Source organism: Fulvivirga marina, assembly GCF_016775155.1.
GTDB classification, from domain to species: domain Bacteria; phylum Bacteroidota; class Bacteroidia; order Cytophagales; family Cyclobacteriaceae; genus Fulvivirga; species Fulvivirga marina.
This window is the reverse complement of record NZ_JAEUGD010000058.1, coordinates 274,649-296,614: the sequence shown is the minus strand read 5'-3', so window position 1 is coordinate 296,614 and position 21,966 is coordinate 274,649. Positions and strand designations below refer to the sequence as shown.

Annotated in this window: 21 protein-coding genes; 12 read left to right on the top strand and 9 right to left on the bottom strand. The window is 40.5% G+C overall.

Features of this window, described 5'->3' with window-relative positions; all coding sequences use genetic code 11:
* Window positions 1-350: 350 nt before the first annotated feature.
* Window positions 351-2,102 carry a malectin domain-containing carbohydrate-binding protein gene (locus tag JMN32_RS17635; protein WP_202857678.1) on the top strand — a complete coding sequence of 584 codons (1,752 nt, stop codon included), beginning with the start codon at window positions 351-353 and terminating at the stop codon, window positions 2,100-2,102.
* A gap of 38 nt (window positions 2,103-2,140) precedes the next feature.
* On the opposite strand, the gene JMN32_RS17630 is transcribed toward JMN32_RS17635, so the two are convergent.
* Window positions 2,141-2,785 (bottom strand): LysE family translocator, encoded by a 645-nt coding sequence (locus JMN32_RS17630; protein ID WP_202857677.1) that lies wholly within the window; start codon window positions 2,783-2,785, stop codon window positions 2,141-2,143.
* A gap of 77 nt (window positions 2,786-2,862) precedes the next feature.
* On the bottom strand, window positions 2,863-3,951 hold the full coding sequence (locus JMN32_RS17625) for an ArsO family NAD(P)H-dependent flavin-containing monooxygenase (protein WP_238354527.1): 1,089 nt from the start codon (window positions 3,949-3,951) through the stop codon (window positions 2,863-2,865).
* 101 nt (window positions 3,952-4,052) lie between these two features.
* On the opposite strand from JMN32_RS17625, the gene JMN32_RS17620 reads away from it, so the two are divergent.
* From JMN32_RS17620 to JMN32_RS17585, 8 genes are all read left to right on the top strand, one after another.
* Window positions 4,053-4,610, top strand: coding sequence for an RNA polymerase sigma factor (locus JMN32_RS17620; RefSeq protein WP_202857676.1), 558 nt, complete (start codon window positions 4,053-4,055; stop codon window positions 4,608-4,610).
* Between the two features lie 28 nt (window positions 4,611-4,638).
* Entirely contained in the window at window positions 4,639-5,424 is a 786-nt protein-coding gene (locus JMN32_RS17615) for a HEAT repeat domain-containing protein (protein ID WP_202857675.1), read from the top strand.
* 24 nt (window positions 5,425-5,448) lie between these two features.
* Window positions 5,449-6,315: a DUF4097 family beta strand repeat-containing protein gene (locus tag JMN32_RS17610; RefSeq protein ID WP_202857674.1), complete on the top strand. Its 867-nt coding sequence runs from the start codon at window positions 5,449-5,451 to the stop codon at window positions 6,313-6,315.
* A 99-nt stretch (window positions 6,316-6,414) separates the two neighbouring features.
* On the top strand, window positions 6,415-7,218 hold the full coding sequence (locus JMN32_RS17605; protein ID WP_202857673.1) for a DUF4097 family beta strand repeat-containing protein: 804 nt from the start codon (window positions 6,415-6,417) through the stop codon (window positions 7,216-7,218).
* A gap of 51 nt (window positions 7,219-7,269) precedes the next feature.
* Window positions 7,270-7,953 (top strand): hypothetical protein, encoded by a 684-nt coding sequence (locus JMN32_RS17600; RefSeq protein WP_202857672.1) that lies wholly within the window; start codon window positions 7,270-7,272, stop codon window positions 7,951-7,953.
* Window positions 7,954-8,119: 166 nt separating this feature from the next.
* On the top strand, window positions 8,120-8,869 hold the full coding sequence (locus JMN32_RS17595; protein WP_202857671.1) for a hypothetical protein: 750 nt from the start codon (window positions 8,120-8,122) through the stop codon (window positions 8,867-8,869).
* A 366-nt stretch (window positions 8,870-9,235) separates the two neighbouring features.
* On the top strand, window positions 9,236-10,210 hold the full coding sequence (locus JMN32_RS17590) for a helix-turn-helix domain-containing protein (protein ID WP_202857670.1): 975 nt from the start codon (window positions 9,236-9,238) through the stop codon (window positions 10,208-10,210).
* Between the two features lie 100 nt (window positions 10,211-10,310).
* Window positions 10,311-11,441, top strand: a complete 1,131-nt coding sequence (locus JMN32_RS17585) for a nuclear transport factor 2 family protein (protein WP_202857669.1) — start codon at window positions 10,311-10,313, stop codon at window positions 11,439-11,441.
* 88 nt (window positions 11,442-11,529) lie between these two features.
* Here JMN32_RS17585 and JMN32_RS17580 read toward each other — a convergent pair whose 3' ends face one another.
* Window positions 11,530-12,792, bottom strand: a complete 1,263-nt coding sequence (locus JMN32_RS17580; RefSeq protein WP_202857668.1) for an eCIS core domain-containing protein — start codon at window positions 12,790-12,792, stop codon at window positions 11,530-11,532.
* A 462-nt stretch (window positions 12,793-13,254) separates the two neighbouring features.
* On the opposite strand from JMN32_RS17580, the gene JMN32_RS17575 reads away from it, so the two are divergent.
* Entirely contained in the window at window positions 13,255-13,425 is a 171-nt protein-coding gene (locus JMN32_RS17575) for a hypothetical protein (protein ID WP_202857667.1), read from the top strand.
* A 279-nt stretch (window positions 13,426-13,704) separates the two neighbouring features.
* Here the strand turns inward: JMN32_RS17575 and JMN32_RS17570 are convergent, their stop codons facing one another.
* From JMN32_RS17570 to JMN32_RS17545, 6 genes are all read right to left on the bottom strand, one after another.
* Window positions 13,705-14,469: a hypothetical protein gene (locus JMN32_RS17570; protein ID WP_202857666.1), complete on the bottom strand. Its 765-nt coding sequence runs from the start codon at window positions 14,467-14,469 to the stop codon at window positions 13,705-13,707.
* A gap of 88 nt (window positions 14,470-14,557) precedes the next feature.
* On the bottom strand, window positions 14,558-15,628 hold the full coding sequence (locus tag JMN32_RS17565) for a hypothetical protein (protein WP_202857665.1): 1,071 nt from the start codon (window positions 15,626-15,628) through the stop codon (window positions 14,558-14,560).
* A complete protein-coding gene (locus tag JMN32_RS17560) occupies window positions 15,612-16,463 on the bottom strand; it encodes a hypothetical protein (RefSeq protein ID WP_202857664.1) in 852 nt (283 codons plus the stop codon). The genes JMN32_RS17565 and JMN32_RS17560 overlap by 17 nt, the downstream gene beginning before the upstream one ends.
* Window positions 16,464-16,465: 2 nt before the next feature.
* Window positions 16,466-17,035, bottom strand: coding sequence for an RNA polymerase sigma factor (locus JMN32_RS17555; protein WP_202857663.1), 570 nt, complete (start codon window positions 17,033-17,035; stop codon window positions 16,466-16,468).
* 401 nt (window positions 17,036-17,436) lie between these two features.
* On the bottom strand, window positions 17,437-18,345 hold the full coding sequence (locus tag JMN32_RS17550; RefSeq protein ID WP_202857662.1) for a DMT family transporter: 909 nt from the start codon (window positions 18,343-18,345) through the stop codon (window positions 17,437-17,439).
* Between the two features lie 5 nt (window positions 18,346-18,350).
* On the bottom strand, window positions 18,351-18,515 hold the full coding sequence (locus JMN32_RS17545; protein WP_202857661.1) for a hypothetical protein: 165 nt from the start codon (window positions 18,513-18,515) through the stop codon (window positions 18,351-18,353).
* A gap of 110 nt (window positions 18,516-18,625) precedes the next feature.
* Between JMN32_RS17545 and JMN32_RS17540 the strand changes: the two genes are divergently transcribed.
* Window positions 18,626-19,555 (top strand): LysR family transcriptional regulator, encoded by a 930-nt coding sequence (locus tag JMN32_RS17540; protein ID WP_202857660.1) that lies wholly within the window; start codon window positions 18,626-18,628, stop codon window positions 19,553-19,555.
* A gap of 86 nt (window positions 19,556-19,641) precedes the next feature.
* Complete coding sequence (locus JMN32_RS17535) at window positions 19,642-21,936, top strand: FdhF/YdeP family oxidoreductase (protein WP_202857659.1); 2,295 nt, start codon at window positions 19,642-19,644, stop codon at window positions 21,934-21,936.
* The last annotated feature ends 30 nt before the right edge of the window (window positions 21,937-21,966 follow it).

Sequence of the window (21,966 nt, the reverse complement as noted above, 5' to 3'; positions counted from 1 at the left end):
ATCTGTCATTAGATGCCAGTAGTTACCAAAGGTCCGAAGTGCAGTTTTATATCAGTCAGCAAATTCCCTCCGGCTTGGACTATACAGAAAAATCCGACGGTGTCTCAAAATATTATGTGTAGGTGTTGAAGCAATAGGCAGGTATTAACATAATATTTTATAGCAAGTGGATCGGTTTGATTACACCTGTTTTTCATTATATCGTATAAATATTTCGATTATAAATGATGCTGGTCATTTTTTGAGAGTTTGGTGTGTCATAATTTCATCATGTACTATTTTATGGCTGCGAGTGTGGTATGAGTTATAGTGCAGCGTACTTATCAAAGAAATTAAACCACCTAATTAGTATGAAACCGACCATCACCTATTTACCTAAATGGCTACTCTGTTTGTTTTTAATACTTACAGGCAGTGGCATCACTGTTAATGCTCAAAATGTTGCCCCTAAGACGGATTTGAAGAAGGTTTTGGCTTCTTCGCTTGATAATATTGTTGATGAGCGCCCTCAGCAAGTGCAAATGCTTTCAGGAGCTCCTCTGTACCAGATCAATGCGGGGGGCTGGGAGGCCCCTGATTCGTGGGAAGAAGATTCTTGGGCTCATCCATCTCCTTACGTAGGCCCGGTTAGTTACAGGTCTGCCAATGGGATTGATGGGCAATTTTATCTTAAAAAAAGTAGAGTTAGTTACAGTAATATGGAGTGGGACTTTCCAGTGGCGAGTGGTAACTACATTGTAACGCTACATTTTGCGGAAAGCCCGAACACTTCGCAGGTTATAGGCTCGAGAGTGTTTGATGTAAATATAGAAGGGCGTAAGGCACTTGATGATTTTGATATCCTTAATTACGTGGGAAAGGGGGCTTCTTGCTGGTTTTATTACTCCTTAGCCGTAACAGATGGTAATTTAGATATTGATTTTCTGGTAGAAGAGGGAAGTGCACTTATTTCCGCCATTGAAATTAGTCCAGGCATGTTAGACACTCAGGACCCTATCTTATCACAGTCTTCCAGAGCATTAGTTAAGACAGTGGCGGAGGGGACAGAGTTGCGCATACCCATACGAGCTATTGACTTTGACAGCCCTTCTGATACTATCCATATATTTGGAGGAGATACTGGTGAACCCATTGGTTTTGAAACAGTCATCGATTATGGAAATGGATATGGTGAGATGATCCTCAGGCCTGGGTATGATGATGCAGGAAGTTACTTGTTGTTTATAGCCTCCGAAGATGAGGATGGTTTGGAAACAGCATGTAATGCCTGTTGGGCCTTAGTGGAATTGACTGTAACCGATACTCCTGAGGGGCAGGCGATTTATAGAGTTAATGCAGGGGGTTGGGCTCCTGTCGATGATATTCCGATACCATGGGCTGAAGATTCTTACCTTAATCCGTCTCCTTATATAATAAAAAATTATGTCACTCAGGCGCACAGTGTGACCTCGAACACAACAGAAGCTCCCATTGATATTTTTGATAGGTCAAGAGTTGCCTGGAATTCAAATATGCTCTGGAATTTTCCAGTAGCTAACGGTAACTACAAGGTCGATTTATTTTTTACGGAAAGTTACTTCAACTTCTCAGGAGGACGTGTATTTGATATTCTTATTGAAAATCAGGTAGCATTTGATGATTTTGATATTTTTAGTGAGGTGGGCAGAAACGCACCTCTCCAAAAAACAACGAGCAGTCAGGTTAACGATGGTAATTTAACTGTTCAGCTAAAGAGGGAACTGGCAAACCCGATGATAGCTGGCATATCAATTACTTATAATGGGGAGCATCCTTCATCAACTTTTGCTCCTGAAATGCTGAGTTTTACAGATGCCAATGAACAACTCATGATGACAGTTTCTGCTTACCCTAACCCTATAGAGACATCTATGGTATTATCTTTTTCTAAGAATGTTAAAGGGGTTGTATCTTTGCGTTTTATAGATAAAAACAACCAAGTAAGGTACCAAGCAGTTGATAAAAGTGATGTTAGTCGGACTAAAGCAACCTTCAGTATCGATCCAGGCTTGCCGGCAGGCATATATTTGGCTGAGGTCTCAGTGGGCAGTTACAAACAGTATGTGAAAATAATGAAAAAGTAAGGCCTTGTTTAGTCGAGAATAAAGCGAGGGATACAACCTCACTTTATTCTTTTGCCAGGCTCAGCTACCAAAGTAGCTACACCCAGCAGTATGTATAGGCATCCGCTGATGTATTTTTGAAATTTTAGTCTTACAGGATTCCTGTGTAGATAACCTTTTGTAGAACCGGCAAGCAAGGCATAAATACTATCGCTTAAGATACTAAGACCAATAAATATCAGGCCCAGTGTAAATATTTGCCATGTGCTAGAAGTGGTGCCTGGTGTGATGAATTGTGGAAGAAAAGCAAAAAAGAATAACGCGGTTTTGGGGTTGAGTATGTTGACAATAGCACCCTGAAGAAAAACTCTGCTAAGTTTTTGCTTCTTGAATTTCATGTTAATATCTGGCGTTACAGTTTTAGTGATCAGACTCTTTATTCCCATGTAGATCAGGTATGCAGCCCCGGCATATTTGATTACATTGAAGGCCATGACCGAGGTAACCAAGATTGTAGAAATACCGAATGCAGCTGCAATCAGATGTGCTAATGTCCCTATTTGTATGCCCAAAACCGATACCACTCCTGCTGTTCGGCCTTGATCAATACTTTTTGCAATTACAAAAAATACGGCCGGACCGGGGATGACTAAGAGTAAAACCGATGCTATGATGAATGTTACAAGTTGCTCTGATTCAAACATGAATAAATAAGGTTAGCTATTGGTTGAAAACTTAACTCAACGAATACCATAGAGTAGGAGTTACGCTTTAAACTATTTTATAGAGGCTGTTCACCTATCCAATCCTGAACTTCCCTTACGGTCTGACGGGCTGTGCGCCCCACCCCAATCAGAGTTGCAGAAGCATACCCGGTACAACTTCCGTAACCTACCAGCCAGAGTCCTTCAATTGCAGTAGCTTTAGTGTCCTGCGTTGCTATTCTTCCGTTTTGTGTAATGCCAAGCTCTGCGAGATGGCCCAGGGAAGACTTAAAACCCGTGCACCAAATAACCGCGTCAAAAGCTTCTTTAGATCCATCAGGCCAGATTACGCCGTTTTTGTAGAAAGAGGTGAACGGGCGTACGGTTTTTAGTACATCACGATTGCGGGCTTCTTTTACACTCTCAACCATCACTACATCCCCTAGAGAACCAACAGATTTGATTTCCCTTCCTTCCCTTTGAGCTTTATATTGTTTTGAAGCAAATTCGAATAGATAACGACCGTCTACATCGTCAGATAGAAATTTAGGGTCTTCCTGGGTAACCCAGGTGGTATCTGCTACTTTAGATACTTCTGCCAAAATCTGCGCTCCGGAATTGCCTCCACCAATAATTAAAACCTTCTTGTTGATCAGCTCATGTTCATTACGATATTGAGAAGAATGTAGCTGAATCCCTTCAAATAAGTCCCTTCCTGCGTACTCAGGAATGAATGGGTTTTTCCAGGTTCCTGTGGCGCTGATGAGTGCTGAACAGGTGTACATACCTTTAGAAGTGTCAAGCACAAATGTTTGGTTTGTTTTGCTAACCGAATTTACAATTACTGGGCGTTCCACCGGTAAATTGTATCGCATTTCGTAATCCGACAGGTACTGTATCACATGATTTTTCCCTGGATACTCTTCAACATCCTTAGGCATCATCCAGCCGGGTAAGGAACTGTGTTCTGCCGGTGAAAACAATTTTAGAGAATCCCAGGTTTGTAGCCAGGCGCCACCGGGTCTTTCCTGTTCATCAAGAATGATATATTTCAGGCCGGTTCGGCGCAAAAAAAAGCCAGTAGCCAGCCCGCTTTGCCCACCTCCTATTACTATTACATCAAAATGCTGTTGGTCTGTCATGTATACAAGTATAGCATTATTCATTAAATTGATCTAAATTTTTTTAAAGTCTGTAACCATTTCAAATTCGCTCAGTTTCCCTGTTTGAAAATGGTTCGAAACCCTGTAAATAAAACATAGACCTATTGGATTCGATTTCGGATAATGCTTTGATGCTGAAGGTGAAAGATGGTGATCTCGATAAACTGGGGTTACTTTTTGAGCGGTATAGAAAAATACTTTTTGGCTTCTTTTATAATATGAATCATGATCCTGGCCTGAGTGAAGACCTGGTTCAGAATGTTTTTATGAGGATACTCAAATACAGAGGAGGCTTTAAGGGTGACGGTGAGTTTAAAGTATGGATGTTTCATATTGCACGTAATGTCGGACATGACCATTACAGGAAAAATAAGGACAGAGAAACTGATGAGATCGACAACTGGAAAGACAAGTTGGGAGATGATCAAATGAACAGGGAGGGTGAGATTGAGAAAGGGGAGGACCTTCATTTGTTGAGACGGGTACTCGGGCGACTCGATAAAGAAAAAATGGAGGTGTTAACGCTTAGTAAACTGGAAGGAATGAAGTATAAAAATATTGGGGATATTCTCGATTGCTCAGAAGGTGCAGTAAAAGTTAAGGTTTTTAGAGCACTGCAAGCTTTAAAGCGGGAATATATGCACTTGAAGGAGAGGGTTTAATATACAAGCATTTAGAAAAACAAGGACAATGGATACCAAAGATTTGATAAATAAGTACAGGTCAGGTCAGCTTTCATCGGATGAAGAAAAGATGCTGGATAGATGTATAGAGACGGGAGAGGTAAGCCTTGAGGAGTTGGATGATTTGGCGGCTTTAAAAAATAATTTTGATGCGATGCCTGTGCCTGAGCCTTCTCAAAACATGTCCGATGCATTTTATGCTAATCTCGAAGCTACTAAGCAAAAAGAGCAAAGGCCCAAAGCCGAGGGAAATTGGTTTTCTCAATTATGGGTGACTCAGCCATTTCTTCGATGGGCATATAGTGTGGCACTGATCATTGTAGGGCTAGGGGCAGGCTACTGGCTGAAATCAGGAGGAGAAGACAGTGATAAACTTGAGAACCTCTCAGCGGAAGTTAGTGAAATGAAGGAGGTGATGATGCTAACCCTACTTGATAAGGAATCTCCCAGTGACAGACTTAAAGCTGTAAACCTTACCAGTGAACTGCCGGACGCTAGTGCAAAAGTGACGGAGGCACTATTGCAAACACTAAATCAGGATGAAAATGTAAATGTGAGGTTAGCGACACTCGAGGCGTTATATCCTTATGCTTCTCATCCACAGGTAAGAGAAGGGCTGATCAAATCCATTGCCCTGCAGGAATCTCCTTTAGTACAGATGGCTCTGGCCGAGATGATGGTAGCCTTGCAGGAAAAAAGGTCGGTCCAGAACCTGGAAAAGGTGCTGAAGAAAGAAAATACACCTCCTGAGGTCAGGGAGAGAATTGAAAAGAGTATTGAGGTACTCATTTAATGGCAAGGTCAAAAACTCAAAATAATGAAAAAGATAACAACAACGATTTTAACATGCTGTCTGGCAGGGACTCTGTTTGCTCAAAGTTATAGTGAGAAGATACTGCGCGAGATAGCCTTTGAACAGCAGAGTATAGCCAATGTGCTTTATCTGGCCAACATCAATGGAAGTATTCATGTAGAAGCTTATGACGGACAAAAGATTATTGTGGAAGCAGAAAAAAAGGTAAGGGCAAAAACTAACGAGCGAATGGAACGATCAAAACATGAGCTAAGCTTGGGAGTTCTTGATCGTTATGACACCATAATTGTCTTCATAAAGGGGCCATGCGGAACATTGAACTATAAGGAGGACCAAAGAGGTAAGGGGTATAACTGGAATAATTGTGAATACGATTACGAGTTTAAATTTGATTTCACGCTGAAGGTGCCTAAAGACCTGAATTTGTACCTATCCACCATTAATGAAGGAGATGTTGAGGTAAACGGAGTGTTGGGTTCGTTGAATGTAAACAACGTCAATGGAGCTATTACACTAAAGCAGGTATCAGGGCTGGCGAAGGTGCATACTATCAATGGTGATGTAACCATGGAATACCAGAACCTGCCCAAAGAACCTTCTACATATTATACCTTAAACGGGGATATCAATGCCTTATTTCCTAAAGGTTTGAAGGCAGATATGACATTCAAAAGCTTCAATGGCGACTTTTATACCAACATCAAGCAACTAGAATATAAATCAGCAACGGTGGAAAAGAAATCGATGAGTAAATCAGGGGGACTGGAATATAAAGTAGATAGTCGCTATGCCATAAGTGTTGGCGGAGGTGGAGTAACTCTTGATTTTGAAACGTTTAATGGCGATGTAACCATAAAAGAAAAGCAATAAAAAGAACCAATAACAACGATACAATAACAACAAGTGCTCATGTAATGAGCGAAACTGCAATAGACTTAAAATAAATAGGGTAATTAAATTAAGATGATGATGAAAAAGATTTTAACAGCACTTACTATGCTACTCATATTGGCGTGTGCAAAGTATGGGTATAGTCAGGATAATGGTGAACTGATAGTGCCGTTCAGTGACCCCTCCAAAAAAGGAAAAGTAAGGATAGAAATTAAAAAAGGGTCAATAGAAGTGAAAGGTACTGATAGAAGTGATGTTCTTATTGTTTATAAAGGAAGGAAAGACAAGAAACAAGATGACACCAAAGACGGCTTAAAGAGAATATCCGGATCAGCAATGGATATGGAAGTGAGCGAGAAGAGTAATTATATTGATATCGAGTCTGATTCATGGAGCAGTGGATTGGATCTGGTTGTAGAGGTGCCCAAAAGTGTGGACTTACATGTAGAGACTTACAATGATGGGGACCTTCATATCAGTAATATCAATGGAGAGATTGTGGCGGATAACTATAATGGAAAGATATCCGCAGAGAATATTGCAGGTTCAATAGTGGCTAATACCTACAATGGCAGTATTAAGGCCAGGTTTGATAAGGTTACACCTGACACGCCAATGGCCTTCACAACCTATAATGGAGATGTAGACCTTACATTACCTTCAAACTTTAAAGCCAGTCTAAAAATGAAAACGGCAAGGGGGGAGATATATTCGGGTTTCGATTTTACAGTAGTTAAAAATGAACCGGAGACTAAAACCGAGAAGAAATCCGGTACTTATAAAGTCTATCTTGACGATTGGGTGCGGGGCAATGTTAACGGAGGAGGTCCGGAATTTATGATCAAGAATTATAACGGAGACATCTACCTACGGAAGAAATAAACTTTCAAGTGTTAATTCAATAAAAGTACTTACCAATAGATCATTGCTACTATGAAAAACTTAACCCTAACTTTTCTCCTAATCCTTCTTATTTTTAGATTTTCCTGGGCTCAGGAGCTTTCTCTACAAAATATAACAACCTTTGATAAACTTGTGGTTATAGGCGAGACAGACAAGATTACCTTAAACAGGGGGAGTGAAGACCGCCCCATGATTAAAGTGACAGGAGCTACGGAGAAGGATGTTATTTCAGAAATAAATGCAGGAATCCTAACATTAACAATTCACGGAAGTGTTACTGACATCCAGGTATATAATAGCAACCTGAAACGTATAGAAACTTCTGGTGCCGTAGATATAACTGGTGCTGATATCATCGGAAGCGATGGTAATTATCTGGTAGTTTCATTTGATAGATCTCATGGAGGTGATTTGCTGGTTGAGGGGGGCGATCGGATTGAGATTAAGATGCCTGCTATTGACATTGATATCCCTGAGATAGGTGTTGCTGTCGACCTACCTGAATTTGATTTTGATTTCGACATTGCCCATGATTTTAATTTTCGTGGAGATTTAGAAATTGAGGAGTACAACTATCTTTGGAAAGAGCATAAGGAGGAGCTAAAGCGCTGGACTAAAGAGTGGCACGATGTAACTAGGGAGGTGATGAAAGAGGCTAGTGATGAAATAAAAAGAGTAAAGAAAGAGATGAAAAAATTAATAAAGACTAGGTGAAAATCAGTATTTAAAATCTTTTAACTATTGTATGCATGGCCGGTTTAAATACTGGCCATGCATTTTTTCGTTTGATGGAATTACCAATAATTACTACAAAACATTTTTCAGGGAGCCTTTCTATTACTCCGATTCAATCCTAACTTTACGAAAAAACGAACTCCATATGAAAACCTACCTAACCATATTAGCACTTGTATTTTCACTTTACCTGCAAGCTCAGCCTACAAAACTGGTAGTAAGAGCGAAAGCTAAAGATGCCAAATTTATTGGCAGTTCTATTGGTGGAGCAAAAGTCATTGTGCGTGATGCTTTGACATCTGAAATTTTAAGCCAGGGAGTAACTATGGGAAGTACTGGTAATACTAGCCTGATTATGAAAGAGCCTCATGAGCGTTATAAGCCTATAGCAGATGATCAAACGGCCAGGTTTGTAGCTGAAATTGATATTGAGGAGCCAAAGTTTATAACCATTGAGGTTGTTGCACCAGTTAATCAGTCTCAGGCGAGGGTAAAGGCACAGACGCAACTCTGGTTGATACCCGGAAAGCATATCGAGGGGGAGGGTGTAGTTTTGGAAATCCCCGGTTTCGTAGTTAATGTCTTGAGCCCCCAGACCCATGAATTTATTAAATCATCGAGTATAAAGCTGAAAGCCAATGTTGTAATGATGTGTGGTTGTACTATTTCTAATGGAGGTCTATGGGATGCAGAGAAAATAGAAGTACAGGCTATTATCAGTAAGGGAGGAAAACATTTAAAAACCGTATCGATGGAGGTTAAGGATAAAGTAAATACCTTCGAAGCCGATGTTGACCTTCAGGAACCAGGTACTTATGAAGCCATTATTTACGCGTACGATGACAGAACTGGCAATACCGGGGTGGATAAAGTTAATTTTATAGTTGGAGAGTAGGGAATAACCAATAATCAGTATTTTGATAATCAGTGAATTGTTAAGCAAGGATTGGTGGAAGGCCGAGGTTCGAAGAGGCGATGAAGGAGTCGTCGGTGGTGATTGTTTATGAGGGCTGAAGAATTTGAAGCCAAATTGAAATATTGATCGTCATTGCGACAACTGTAGGAGGAAGCAATCCCCTTGAGTTGTGGGGACAGTTGAGTTTACTTATGGCAACAGCCATAAATACTGCCATGGTTGAGAATCCCTCAAATCCACTCTTTTTGCTACATTTGCAACCAGGGAGTGGTCAGTTTTTAGATGAATTTTAATAATCAGCTTTTATTTTTCTTCAGCGCATTGGGAGCGTTTAATAGCTCCCTTTTGAGTATTTATTTCCTGTTTTTTAAGAAGAATGCCTCTAATCTTTTTTTAGGAGGTTTACTTGCTGTATTAAGTATTCGTGTCTGGAAGTCAATCTTCTTTTATTTTAATCAAGGGTTGTCTCTTATCTATTTGCAGATTGGCCTTAGTGCGTGTTTTTTTATTGGCCCGTTTTTGTATTTATACATAAAGTCAGTAATAGCAGGATCAAAATATAAGGCCAGAAATTCCTGTTTTCTTTTGCTGGGTTTATTGCTTCTGGTAGTTGTGGTAGGGTTTCTGTATCCCTATGAACAATTTCCCATACTTTGGAGTGGATATTTTTATAAAACCATCAATTATCAATGGCTGACGTTTATACTGGCTTCGGGATATTTACTTAGAAACAGATTCAGAAAAATAGAAAAAGCCTCTTTGAATAATGAAAATGTCTGGTTGTTAAGTGTATACTTCGGAGTTTTTGTTATTTGGCTGGCTTATTTCACCTCATCTTACACCTCATACATTATGGGGGCACTTTCATTTTCATTCGCCCTTTACTTGTCATCACTTCTTGTTTTTCATCATAGGAAAAAGAGCAGCCTGGATAAAAAGGAAAAGTATGCTAACCACAAAATACCACTGCAAGAGGCCGATGAACTTTTGGAGAAAGTAACTCAACTGCTGGAGGAAGAGGCCTTGTATAAGGACCCTAACCTGACTTTAGCCCAATTGGCGAAAGCGTTGAGTATTCGACCTCATCTGTTATCTCAGTTGCTGAATGACAATTTAAATAAGAGTTTTTCACATTTTATTAATGAGTTCCGCGTGCGTGAGGCCATTGAACTTTTAAAGTCGAATAGAAATTTGAAAATGGAAATTATAGCCGAGATGTGTGGCTTCAATTCTAATAGTACATTCTATGCAGCTTTCAAGAAAGTGACTAACACTACTCCTGCCAAATACGCTGATAATGGGCCGGTTTTGAACTCCTGATTTATAAATCAGGAATTGTAACGTATAAATCCTTAATCATTTTCATAGATACGCCGGCTAGTATTGCTGAAAAATCATTTCAACAATAAACATTATAGTTATGTATCGTTATCTATTTTTAATTCTACAGCTAACCCTTAGCAACCCCTTGTTTTCACAACATGAAGAGAGACAAATTAAGGAGTCATTGCTCAACTACATTGAAGGGACTTCTTATAACAGGAGGGCGCTTATTGACAAAGCATTTTATTCGGAAGCAAATTTGTACCTGGAAAATCAGGAAAAGGGAATGCGGGTTGTTCCGGTTGATACATACATGGACTGGTTTAAAAGTAATCAGGGACAGTTTAATGGGAGAGTTGGGAATATACTATCCATCGATCATTTTAATACTATTGCTACGGCCAAGGCCGAAATTTTGATTCCAGCTAAGAACCTGAGGTTTGTGGACATGTTCTTACTCAAGAAAATTGACAATGAATGGAAAATTGTAAGCAAGTCTGCAAGCAGTGAAAGTAGCAACCTGACGGAAGATCGAGTTCTGTTTGTTGTCTCTAATGCACATTTTTATGGTAACTCGGAATTGCCTGCCGGCAATAGCTTTTCTGAGATAGTCATTGCTTACAATACGTTTAAGGAGGCAGGGTACAATGTAGACTTTGTAAGTCCAAAAGGGGGTAGCATTCCCATTGCTTATATTAATACGTCTAATGATATGCATAAGCAGTATCTGTACGATTTGGACTTTATGTATAAGCTGAAACATACGAAATCACCTAAAGAGGTACTTCCTGAAAACTATAAAGCCATACAATATATCGGAGGAGGAAGTGCTATGTTTGGTGTACCGGAAAATGAAGAGGTTCAGAAAATAGCGATGTCTATTTATGAAGATCACAATGGTATAATATCATCGGTATGCCATGGCACTGCCGGAATTGTGAATTTGAGAACCAAAGATGGAGAGTACCTGGTAAAAGGTAAAAATGTAAATGGATATCCTGATGTCTATGAAAGACATGATGCGGAATATTACAAAGAGTTTCCTTTTAACATTCAGAAGACCATAGAAAAACATGGAGGTGCCTTTAAATTCTCCCCAAGAAATACAGAACATGTAGAGATACATGGAAATTTGGTGACGGGCCAAAACTACCTGTCATCCAGAGCAGTTGCATTGGAGATCATCAGGAAATTAAAAACTGGTAATGTAGGAGCATTGGAAGAATAGGCGTTCAGAATACAGGCATCTTTAGGAGAAAAGTTGAGTAGCTTTTTAAGAGAGAGCCATTAGATGGTTCTCTCTTTTAATAAGATCATTATCCAACGATACTGAACCGTCCTCCGGGGATGGGCCTGGTTGCTACATATTCATCTCTGCTGAAGTGAAATATGCCGTATCGCTCAATATCCCCTGCTTCCAGAGTCATAACCAACTGGTCGTGACCGAGCATAGTTCTTTTAGGGTCGGTTGTAAAACTGGTACGTCCTACTAGACTGGGGTCTAGATTGAATACTCTACCACCATCCCGAATACCACTTCCCCCTCTCATTTCACCAGCCATAATAGCAGCAGCAGCTTTAGTGCAATGGTACAACCTTGTGCCGTTGGATAGATCAGCTAACTCCCGGTCAAAAGTGTTTCTGACAGCATGTACGCCCACATTTCTTAGCTTTTGCTTATCTGTAAAATCTTTACTTCTTTTAAACTTTCCGGAATGCCTTTTGTGAAGTCCCTCTCCAAAACTTTTAATTTTTTGCTTAGTAGATTCTATGGCGCTTTTGCCTACAAAGTTGCGCATTAACCTTTGAACTTGATCTTTGGTGGTGCTTTCAGCCTCAAGAAAACCCTCAAGCGATTCATATTCTACATCCATTTTTGAATTTACATAGGCCATAAACGTTTCTGTTTCGTTATATTGAAGCCAATGCTGGTATCTGGCATCGAGTTCATCTATGTTAACAGCCATTTGTATGGTGCCGGTAGAGGATAGTTGTTTTGTTGTGAGGCTTGTATTATTTCGGGCTTTCTTTTTTTGAATAGAAGTATTGTTTTGTGCCTTCGTTTGAATAGCCTTTGCACCCATTACATCAGCTTCTCTCTCCAGACTGGTATCATCATTCACATTCATACCACCTTTCATTTGCATTGTAGGCTGTACTCGTCCCTGCTTTTGCTGTACAGTGTGCCATGCTTCGTGTGGCAAGTGTTGTTCCTGTCCGGGAGCCACATGAATGTCTGTTCCTTGTGCATAAGCATGAGCATTTAATTGAGCAGGCTTGGGCGAGTTGTAGTGCACCTTGACATCATCCATAGAATATCCGGAAAGGTTTTCTATTCCTGCTTTTAAGTTGTCAGGTAAACCTGTTTTGTTTGAGTTTGGTGTTTGGGATGATTTTGGACCAGAGGTCCCCTCTTTTTTTAATTGTGTCGTGATATTTTGCAAGTTTCCTTTGCTTAAATTATCCGTGAAGTTAGTATTCCTATCCAGGTTACTTCCTGATAGTGAGTTTTTACTCTGGTTCAGATTATTTGAATAAGTTCCGGTATTATGAGAAGAAGCGGATATGTTGTCTTTCATACAGGTTTAAAGTTGGGTTTCGTTAGGTGGGGAGGAACAATTTAATACATAACCCCTTTAAAAGTCAAATTTTAATACACAAACGTTATTGTTTTATAACATAAAAAATACAAAGGATGATATTATCGCCATTACGACGGTAGAAGGAGATAATCTTTTAATTATGATTAAACTCTACATGTTCCTCGGAATAGAGAGAGCACTTCGTTTCCGAACGATTTTGTGGCAGGCTATACCTCTTCGTGATGAGGGCCAAATTAATTGCCCTTTAAAATGCCGAAAGGAAATAACATCCGCCAGTTTATGGGGTTGTTTTTGGAAAATAGAATACTAGGTCTTAGTAGCAATGTTTAAACAATCAATCTTTAATAAAAATGTTTAACTTTCACCCAGACAATCTGAAATAGAAAAGGTAGTATGATGAACAATGATATTTTGAAATTATATAAACAGTTGGAAGACATGGAACAGACCAAGGAAGTCCTTCAATTGAAGAATCAAATAAAAGAGACTTTGTATCAGAATTTGAGAATGCATTTTTTGGAGTTGTCAAGTATTGGGAGGGTTATCGGGTACGATGAACTTCAGTTGGAATTGAAAAAAGCAAATGAACTTCTTGAGATGCAGAAGTAGGGCACCTCTTTTTGAAGTCTTTCAAAACTATTTACGAGCTGTTTGAAAATTTTTCACCATCATTGCGACGACGATAGGAGGAAGCTATCTCCCGTTATGAATGGCAGAGTTAATTTGTGCGGTTGATTTAGTGTATTCTTCGAAATAGGGAGATCACTTCGTCGTACCCTCCTCATGATGACGAAACGAAATTGCCAAAAGTATGAATTGAGAATCTCACCATAAAAAAGTGCCAGCTTACTCTGTAAACTGGCACCCTGATATATTTGAAGTTTGTATTTAAAGCACAACCCCAAAGCTAAATGCATTCAACTCCGGACCTTTATTCTCAACGAAAAGCGTGTTCAGGTCATAGTTGACAAATACATCCACACCTCTGAATCCTGCCTGTACACGAACACCATATCTGAAGTTGTTGAGGTAATAGCTACCCTTGTCTCTATCTTTTTTTTTGTCTCCTTCATCCTCTATGACAGTTTTGGTATAGCTGCCGATTTTATAACCAGCATAGGCTCCTGCACCTATCCTAAATTGACTCTCGTTACCTGTATGGTACTCCCAGTCACCCCAGCAATGGTGATGCCTATGGCTTCTACGGTTATCTTTCCCAAACTTAAGCATGGGTACAGCACTAAAGTTAATGTAGGCTACTGTTAGCTTACTCTTCTTGGAGTCGAGGTCTGTAACTTCACTAAATATCACCTGATCGTTGACTTTGCTCAGGCGAATATTCTCATTTTCGAATTTGAAGTTATACCAGCTTACATCAGGACCCCATAGAAGATGCAAAGGGCCGCCAATGTGGGTATCATTAATAGACCTGAGTGATACATACCAGCTGCCGAAGGGTTTTACCGAGTAAGGAGCATCGTTGTCATTGGGAAATTCTCCATCCTGAAGATAATTGTTGGTACCCAGGTCTATGTTGAAATGGTTATGGGTGCCAAGGCTCTTTTTTTCCTTTTTGTCTTCGGCCTCATCCTGAGCCAGAGTTTGGTAGGAGATAGCTAGCATGACCAGTGCGATTGTAAATAATTTTTTCATGATTTTGAGTTTTAAATTTTACGTATTTTTTCCAGTACACCCTTCCGGGAGTCGATCAAATGGTTGATTATATGTTGTTTAAGTTGTTTTAGAGAATAATCCCAAAACTAAAGGCATTTAGCTTTGGTCCTTTTCCTTCCGAGAACAGCTCGTTCATATCATAGTTGAAGAAGAGATCTGTTCCCCGGTACCCCATCTGCAGCCGGAGTCCGTAACGGAAATTATTCAGGTTGAAATTGTCTTTATCTTTATCTTTTTCCTTGCCGCCATCATCATACACAATCTTGGAGTAGCTGGCGATTCTGTAGCCAGCATAGCCACCGATGCCGATCCGGAACCCAGCCTGTAGCTCTTCCCATTTCTTTTTGTTTTCCAGAAACCAGATGTCTTTTTTTATCCTTTTTGAATCTCCAAAGGAAAACATAGGAACCAAAGAGAAATTGGCGTATGCTACAGTCAGTTTGCTTTTTTTGAAATCAGCATCAGGCAGAGCGGTATCTTCAACGAATGTTGTGCCGTTCGGTCCATCTATGACCCTGATCCGGTCATTTTGAAACTTGAAGTTGTACCAGGTAATGCTTGGACCCCATTCGAGGTAAAGCGGCCCGCCAACGTAGGTGCTGTTAACAGAGGTGATGCCTACATACCACGATCCGAATGGCCGTACGGTATAAAGTTCGTCATTTTCATCAGGGAATTTTCCGTCAGTGACATAATTGTTTGTACCGATATCGATATTAAAAAAATGTCGGGATTCCTCATGCTTGGCTTCACAATTATTATTGTCATCCTTACCTTTTTCATCATCAGGTTCAGCCTGAGTCGTTATGTTTTCGTCAGAGAGATTAGTCTTATCAACAACAATAGTGGTGTCTGATACCGATGTAGTTTGCCCATTTTCCTCTTTTACCAAGCCTGTAGAGTCATTTTCTAGCTTTAGACTTAACTGATTAAGAATGGCATTCAGGTCATAACCTTTAAGAGTTTCAAGGTCCTGTTTGTCCCTGACCAGAAAGATTATTTTACTCTTACCCACATTGATGATCAAAGAGTCTGTCTGCTCTTGTGCAGTTAGCGGGACGCTTACCAGCATAAGCATCAGGCCGATAACTGCACCTCTGAACAATTGGGTTATTATAGATTTATTTTGAGTTGTCATTTTCCTTCTTAAAGTTCAAAGCGAATAATTCATTTTTAGCTTCCCTCAGCTCACTCAGCCCTGCGTCACCTTCTTTAAGGCTTTTTGCAAAAGCTGCTACCTTTTTAAGGGGTGATTTCTTTTCCTCCTCCGGTTCGTTTACTTCTGCTACTGTTTTGGTGGCTTTAAAATCTTCTATATTAAATGTCATTGTCTGTCCGCCCTTATCCTTTGTTTCGACCTGTTGATTAGTAGATGCAACAGTTGTATTGTTGGTTGCATGACTATCTAAAATTTTTGTATCCGTGCGCTCAACTTTAGGTTCATCGTTCTGATTTTCACTACTTATAATTTCAATTTTAGTAATACCATTTTTAGTGTCGTTATTGGTTTTAGTTTTTGATGTACCTTGTTCTGCCGATTTACCGTTAAAGGAGCTTCTTTCATTATGGCCCATCAAATTTTCTGTATTGCCAGCCTGTTGCGATGAAGGAGCTATTATATCACTCGCTTCAGGCTGAACATTGTTTTCCTGTTCTTGTGAAATCTCGGACTCTTTTTCCTTTTCAATTGAAGCTAATGGGGTATTGGTTTTGATAGAATGCTTTTCGTCTTTAATGTTTTCTTTCAGAGTAGCTATGGTCGTAGGTGTTTCAGTGTCACCATTGAGTAAAAACACACTGGTAAGCGTCACCAATAGTATTACTGCAGCTGCTATTCCAGTATATAACCAGATACCTGTCTCCTTTTTTTTCTGCTTACCGGCCTGTATTCTTTCCCAGGCATTGGCAGAGGGGTTTCTTTCCAGGTCTTCCAGTTTCGTTTTAAACAAATTATCCAGCTCTCGATTGCTCATAGCTATTTGATCTTTTCTTGTGATGTCTTCTCTGCGTTCAATAATTGCTTTTGTAGCAACGTTCTTGCCCTGCTTAATTGCGATTTTGAAGTGTTCTCACTGATCCCTAACTGTTCAGCTATTTCTTTGTGAGAATATCCTTCCACAGCGTACAGGTTAAATACCGTGCGATAACCAATAGGCAGTTGTTGAATTAAATTAAGCAGGTCCTCTGCCTCGAGGTGAGTGCTTAATGCGTTGTAGTCTGGCTCCCTGTCCGCATACTCTATATCCACCTCCAGGTACATCCCTTTGTTTCTCCTGATATAGGTTAGCGACTCGTTCACCATTATACGCCGTATCCACCCTTCGAAGCTACCTTCACCCTTAAACTGATCAATTCTGTCAAATACCTTTACGAAAGCACTGATCATAACATCTTCAGCCTGATCCGGTTCCTTGATATAGCGGATACAAATAGCCAGCATCTTAGAGGCATACTTGTAGTACACTTCTTTCTGCGCCTGGCCATCTTGTTTCCTGCATCGGCGGATCAGTACCTCTTCTTCCGATCTGTGAATTTGTAATTTCATTTAGGTGTCTTCACAAGGGTAGATGCAAGTTACATACGAAACGTTGCACGAGGTAGAAGAAAATTTATTATTTCGTCGTTTTGCTGGTGGCAGGAGGAGCAAAACCTGATTAGAAGGTTTGGTTTCGCTAATCTGAATTCGGATATGAGGAGATCACTTTGTCACTCTTACTTGTATGATGAGTTTTATATATCGCCGTTGTTGCGATAAGAGAAGAGCGAAGGAAGAAGCAATCCTTATATAGTGAATACTAAACTTCATTCAAATATAAATTGCTATGTTACTCAATGGAGGGGGGTTGCTCCGTGTGATAGCCATTTAAATGCATTTTTTACATCCATAACGATACAAAGAAAGCTTTACCAAGCTCAAAAAGCCTGGCAAAGCTTATCAACCAATGTTCAAACCCTTTTGGGCTTGAGACCGAATACACCAACTTTCAATACATTGTTGGCAACCATAAGACCGGCGAGAATACAAATGGCGCCAAGAATAGTCTCAACTGAAATAGATTCGTTGAGAAAGGTTACTCCCAGCGCTACACCGAAAACGGGGAGGAGGTATGTAACCATTGAAAGAAATGATGCACTCGTATTTTCAATAATTAAGAAGTAAACCACATATGCAGTGGCTGTCCCGAAAACCGCCAGGATCATTACAGCACCTAATGCATTAAATGACAGGGCTGCCAAATCCAAGGGACCGTCCATCCATAATGAAAATGGGACCATATAAATGGATGCAATTAATAACTGTGCCGCAGGTGCATGCATAGGAGGTGTCCCTTTTAAGTGGATTCGGGTATAAACCATGCCTGTACCGTAGCTTGCTGCAGCCAGCGTCATAGCAAGAATGCCCCAGAGAGAGGCCTTAATATCAGAAGTAAAGTTCGGAGACAGTAATACAATCAGACCAATAAAGCCAAGTATAGTTCCTGTAATTTTCTGAACGTTCATTTTTTCATCTGCGATCAGAAAATTGGCCAGAATGACCGTAAATAATGGCGTTAAACCATTGAGTATTGAAGCCAAAGCACTGTCGATATAGATCTCTCCCCAACTAATAAGAACAAATGGCAGGGACTGGGCAAAGAAACCTGTAATAGCTACATGCTTCCAGAATGAGGCTGATTTTTTATATCGGGAGCCGCTAATAAGTAATACAATGTATAGCGTAACGGCAGCAAGTACTATTCTTGTTGCTGCCAGCGTAATCGGTGGTATTTCTGCTACAGCTACTTTGATGAACAAAAATGATGGCCCCCACATGGAGGCCAACACTAGCAATAGCAGAATATTTTTAATTCTCATTGATCTTATTTAGTAAAAAGTGATAAGGCGATGTTGTGTTTTCCCTCCTGTTTCAGGTAGCAGTGCCATGCAAAATCATCAGCTTTACATGTGTTTTGTTTTGTGTTGGTAGTGGGTTTAACATCGTTTTCAATGCAGTAGCAATTTGGGGTAAGTGTCAGTGCCTTCATGTCGTGAAATTGTTTTTTGATGTACACTGGTTAACGACATGCATTTTTGTTGGTTCTATTAATATGATGAATTTAATTTCTTATATTTATGAAAATAATTAATACATGAAATGGAAGTACGTCACCTGAGATTGGTAAAAGAGGTTGCTGAAAAAGGAAGCCTTTCAAAGGCCAAGGATAACTTGTTTTTGTCGCAGTCGGCATTGAGCCATCAGTTGAAAGAAGTTGAAACTCAGTTGGGTGCCCCACTTTTTCACCGGGTTAATAAAAAGCTGGTCTTGACAGGAGCAGGAAAGATTGTTCTGGAGTCGGCCGAGCGGATTCTCAATGATCTGGAACAAACCGAGATTTCAGTGAAAAAATATGTGAGCGGAGACAGAGGTTCATTAAGAATGGCCACTGAATGTTATACTTGCTATCATTGGTTGCCCTCACTTATGGTAGATTTTAATAAAGAATTTCCCAATGTGGATATTGAAATACTACCGGAGTATTCCAATGATCCCGTTAGTCACATTCTTGAAGGTAAACTTGACCTTGCAGTTATCAGCGGAAGGCTGGAGAACCCTAACGTTAAGCTTACGGAACTGTTTACTGATGAACTACTGGCTTTGGTTCCCGCAGATCACCCCTGGACAAAAAAGAAATATGTTCAGGCTAAAGATTTTGCTGATCAAAAGGTTATTATTCACTCTTTACCGGTGGAAACGGTGACTCTTTACAGAAAGCTGCTCATACCTGAAAATGTACAGCCCAAGAAAGCTATTCCAATTCAAATCACCGAGGCTGCGGTAGAAATGGTAAAGGCAGGAATGGGAGTGAAAGTGCTGGCGAAATGGATCATTGAGCCCTATTTGCATGACAAAAGGCTTGCAGTAGTTCCGGTTACCCGAAAAGGTTTATTTAGGACGTGGTACGCAGTAACCATCAACAGGCCTGATACCCCACAATACCTCACGAACTTTATGGAGCACCTCCGTTGTAATATTGCCGGAATTTGTAGAGGGTGTCAGGATGCAACCATACCCTGCACAAAATAATAGCTTACCTAAGTCATGGAAAGACCTTGGGCAATAGTGGCGATTGTTTTAACTTAGTATGTGAGAATTACAAGGTATTTTTAGATATGTCAGACCCTTCGAAAATCAAGGCTCAACCACCGGAGAAACACACTGGGATCAAATTGACACACCCCCAAAAACTAGCAGGAGGAATACCTGCAATAGTCTCATCCATGAAGCATATTTATGGAGAAGTGGGTGTGCTGGAGGGTACCAAAACCATGTTGAAGATCAATCAGTTTAAAGGTTTTGATTGCCCGGGGTGTGCCTGGCCCGATCCCGATAAAGAGAGGTCCGTCGTTGAGTTTTGTGAAAATGGAGCCAAAGCCGTAGCTGAAGAGGCTACAACAGCCCGGGTGGATGCCACATTTTTCAGAAAATATTCTGTTGAAGAACTATCCGGATGGTCTGACTATAAAATAGGGAAAAGTGGCAGGGTAATGGAACCCATGATTTTGAAAGAAGGTAGCACTCATTATGAGCCAATTAGTTGGAAGGCTGCTTTTGATACCATCGGGAAGCAGCTTAATACATTGAAATCACCAGATGAGGCCATATTTTATACTTCAGGCAGGACTAGTAATGAAGCAGCATTTTTGTACCAGCTTTTCGTAAGGCAGTATGGTACCAATAACCTGCCTGACTGCTCTAACATGTGTCACGAATCCAGTGGTTCAGGTTTGTCTGAGACAGTAGGCATTGGCAAAGGTTCCGTTAAGCTGGAAGATTTTTATGAGGCTGAAGTGATCATGATTATAGGTCAAAACCCTGGCACCAATCACCCCAGGATGTTAATTGCCCTGCAAAAGGCAAAAGAAAATGGCGCTAAGATTATAACTATCAATCCTTTATCAGAAGCTGGGTTGATCAGGTTCAAGCATCCACAAAAGCCCTTGGATGTAATCGGAAGTGGTACCAAGCTTACAGATCTGTTTTTGCAGGTTCGTGTTAATGGTGATGTTCCTTTGCTAAAGGCCATGATTAAGCTGTTGCTTGAAAGGGAAAAGGAAGCTCCCGGCACTGTGCTTGATCATGAATTCATAAAAAATAGTACCAGTGGTTATGAAGACTTGATCACTGATCTTGGAAAATATAACCTGGATGAACTGATCGCTCAGACTTCCATTACAAGAGAGAAGATTGAGGAGGCTGTTGATCTGCTGGTTGGGAAAAAGAAAATAATTGCCTGTTGGGCCATGGGGCTTACCCAGCATAAAAATGCCGTAGACAATATCAGAGAAGTTGTCAATTTGCTATTGCTTAAAGGCAGCATAGGGAAACCTGGAGCAGGAACTTGCCCGGTGAGAGGGCATAGTAATGTTCAGGGTGACCGTACTATGGGGATCTGGGAAAAGCTAAAGCCAGAGTTTGGGAAGAAGCTTAAGGAGGTTTTTAATTTTGAACCGCCTCATAAGGAAGGGTATGATGTGGTAGGAGCCATTAAAGCCATGGCAGAAGGAAAAGCAAAGTTCTTTTTTGCCATGGGAGGGAACTTCCTTTCAGCCACCCCTGATACAGAACTAACGGCCAGGGCCTTGGAGCAATGTGAAATGACCGTGCATGTTTCTACCAAGTTGAACCGCAGTCATTTGGTGCATGGTAAAACTGCTTTGATTCTGCCCTGTCTAGGGCGAACCGAACTGGACATGCAGCACAGCGGGAAGCAATTCGTAACTGTTGAAAATTCCACTGGCGTGGTACATCAATCGAGAGGAGGGAAGTCACCTGCTTCCACACATTTGCTTAGCGAACCTAAGATTGTAGCAGAATTAGCCAAGGCTACTCTGGGAGATAAAAGTAATGTTGATTGGGATCACCTGGTCTCTGATTATGACCATATAAGAGATGTTATTGAGCAGACCATTCCCGGATTTGATAACTACAATGAACGTGTAAGAAAGCCAGGAGGTTTTTATTTGCCCAACGGAGCAAGGGAGGGCAATTTCAAAACCCTGACCGGCAAAGCCAATTTTACTGTCAATAAAAACCCCGATCACAAACAGGCTGATGATGAATACCTGATGATGACCATCCGCAGTCATGACCAGTACAATACTACCATTTATGGTTTGGATGACCGCTATAGAGGTATACTTCACGAAAGAAGAGTTGTGCTCATGAATGGGGAGGATATTAAGCAAGCTGGATTGAAGCTGGAGGAAGAGGTAGATCTGGTGAGTAACTATGATGGTGAAAAGCGTATAGCTAAAAACTTTTTGGTAATCCCCTATGATATTCCTTCAAGGTGTATAGGCACTTATTTTCCCGAAGCTAATGTGTTGATCCCTTACAATCACTATGCGCATACCAGTAAAACGCCAATCTCGAAGTCCGTGGTGGTTAAAGTTGCGAGGAGGTAAGCCCTTCAACCTGGATCATGTCACTCCAGG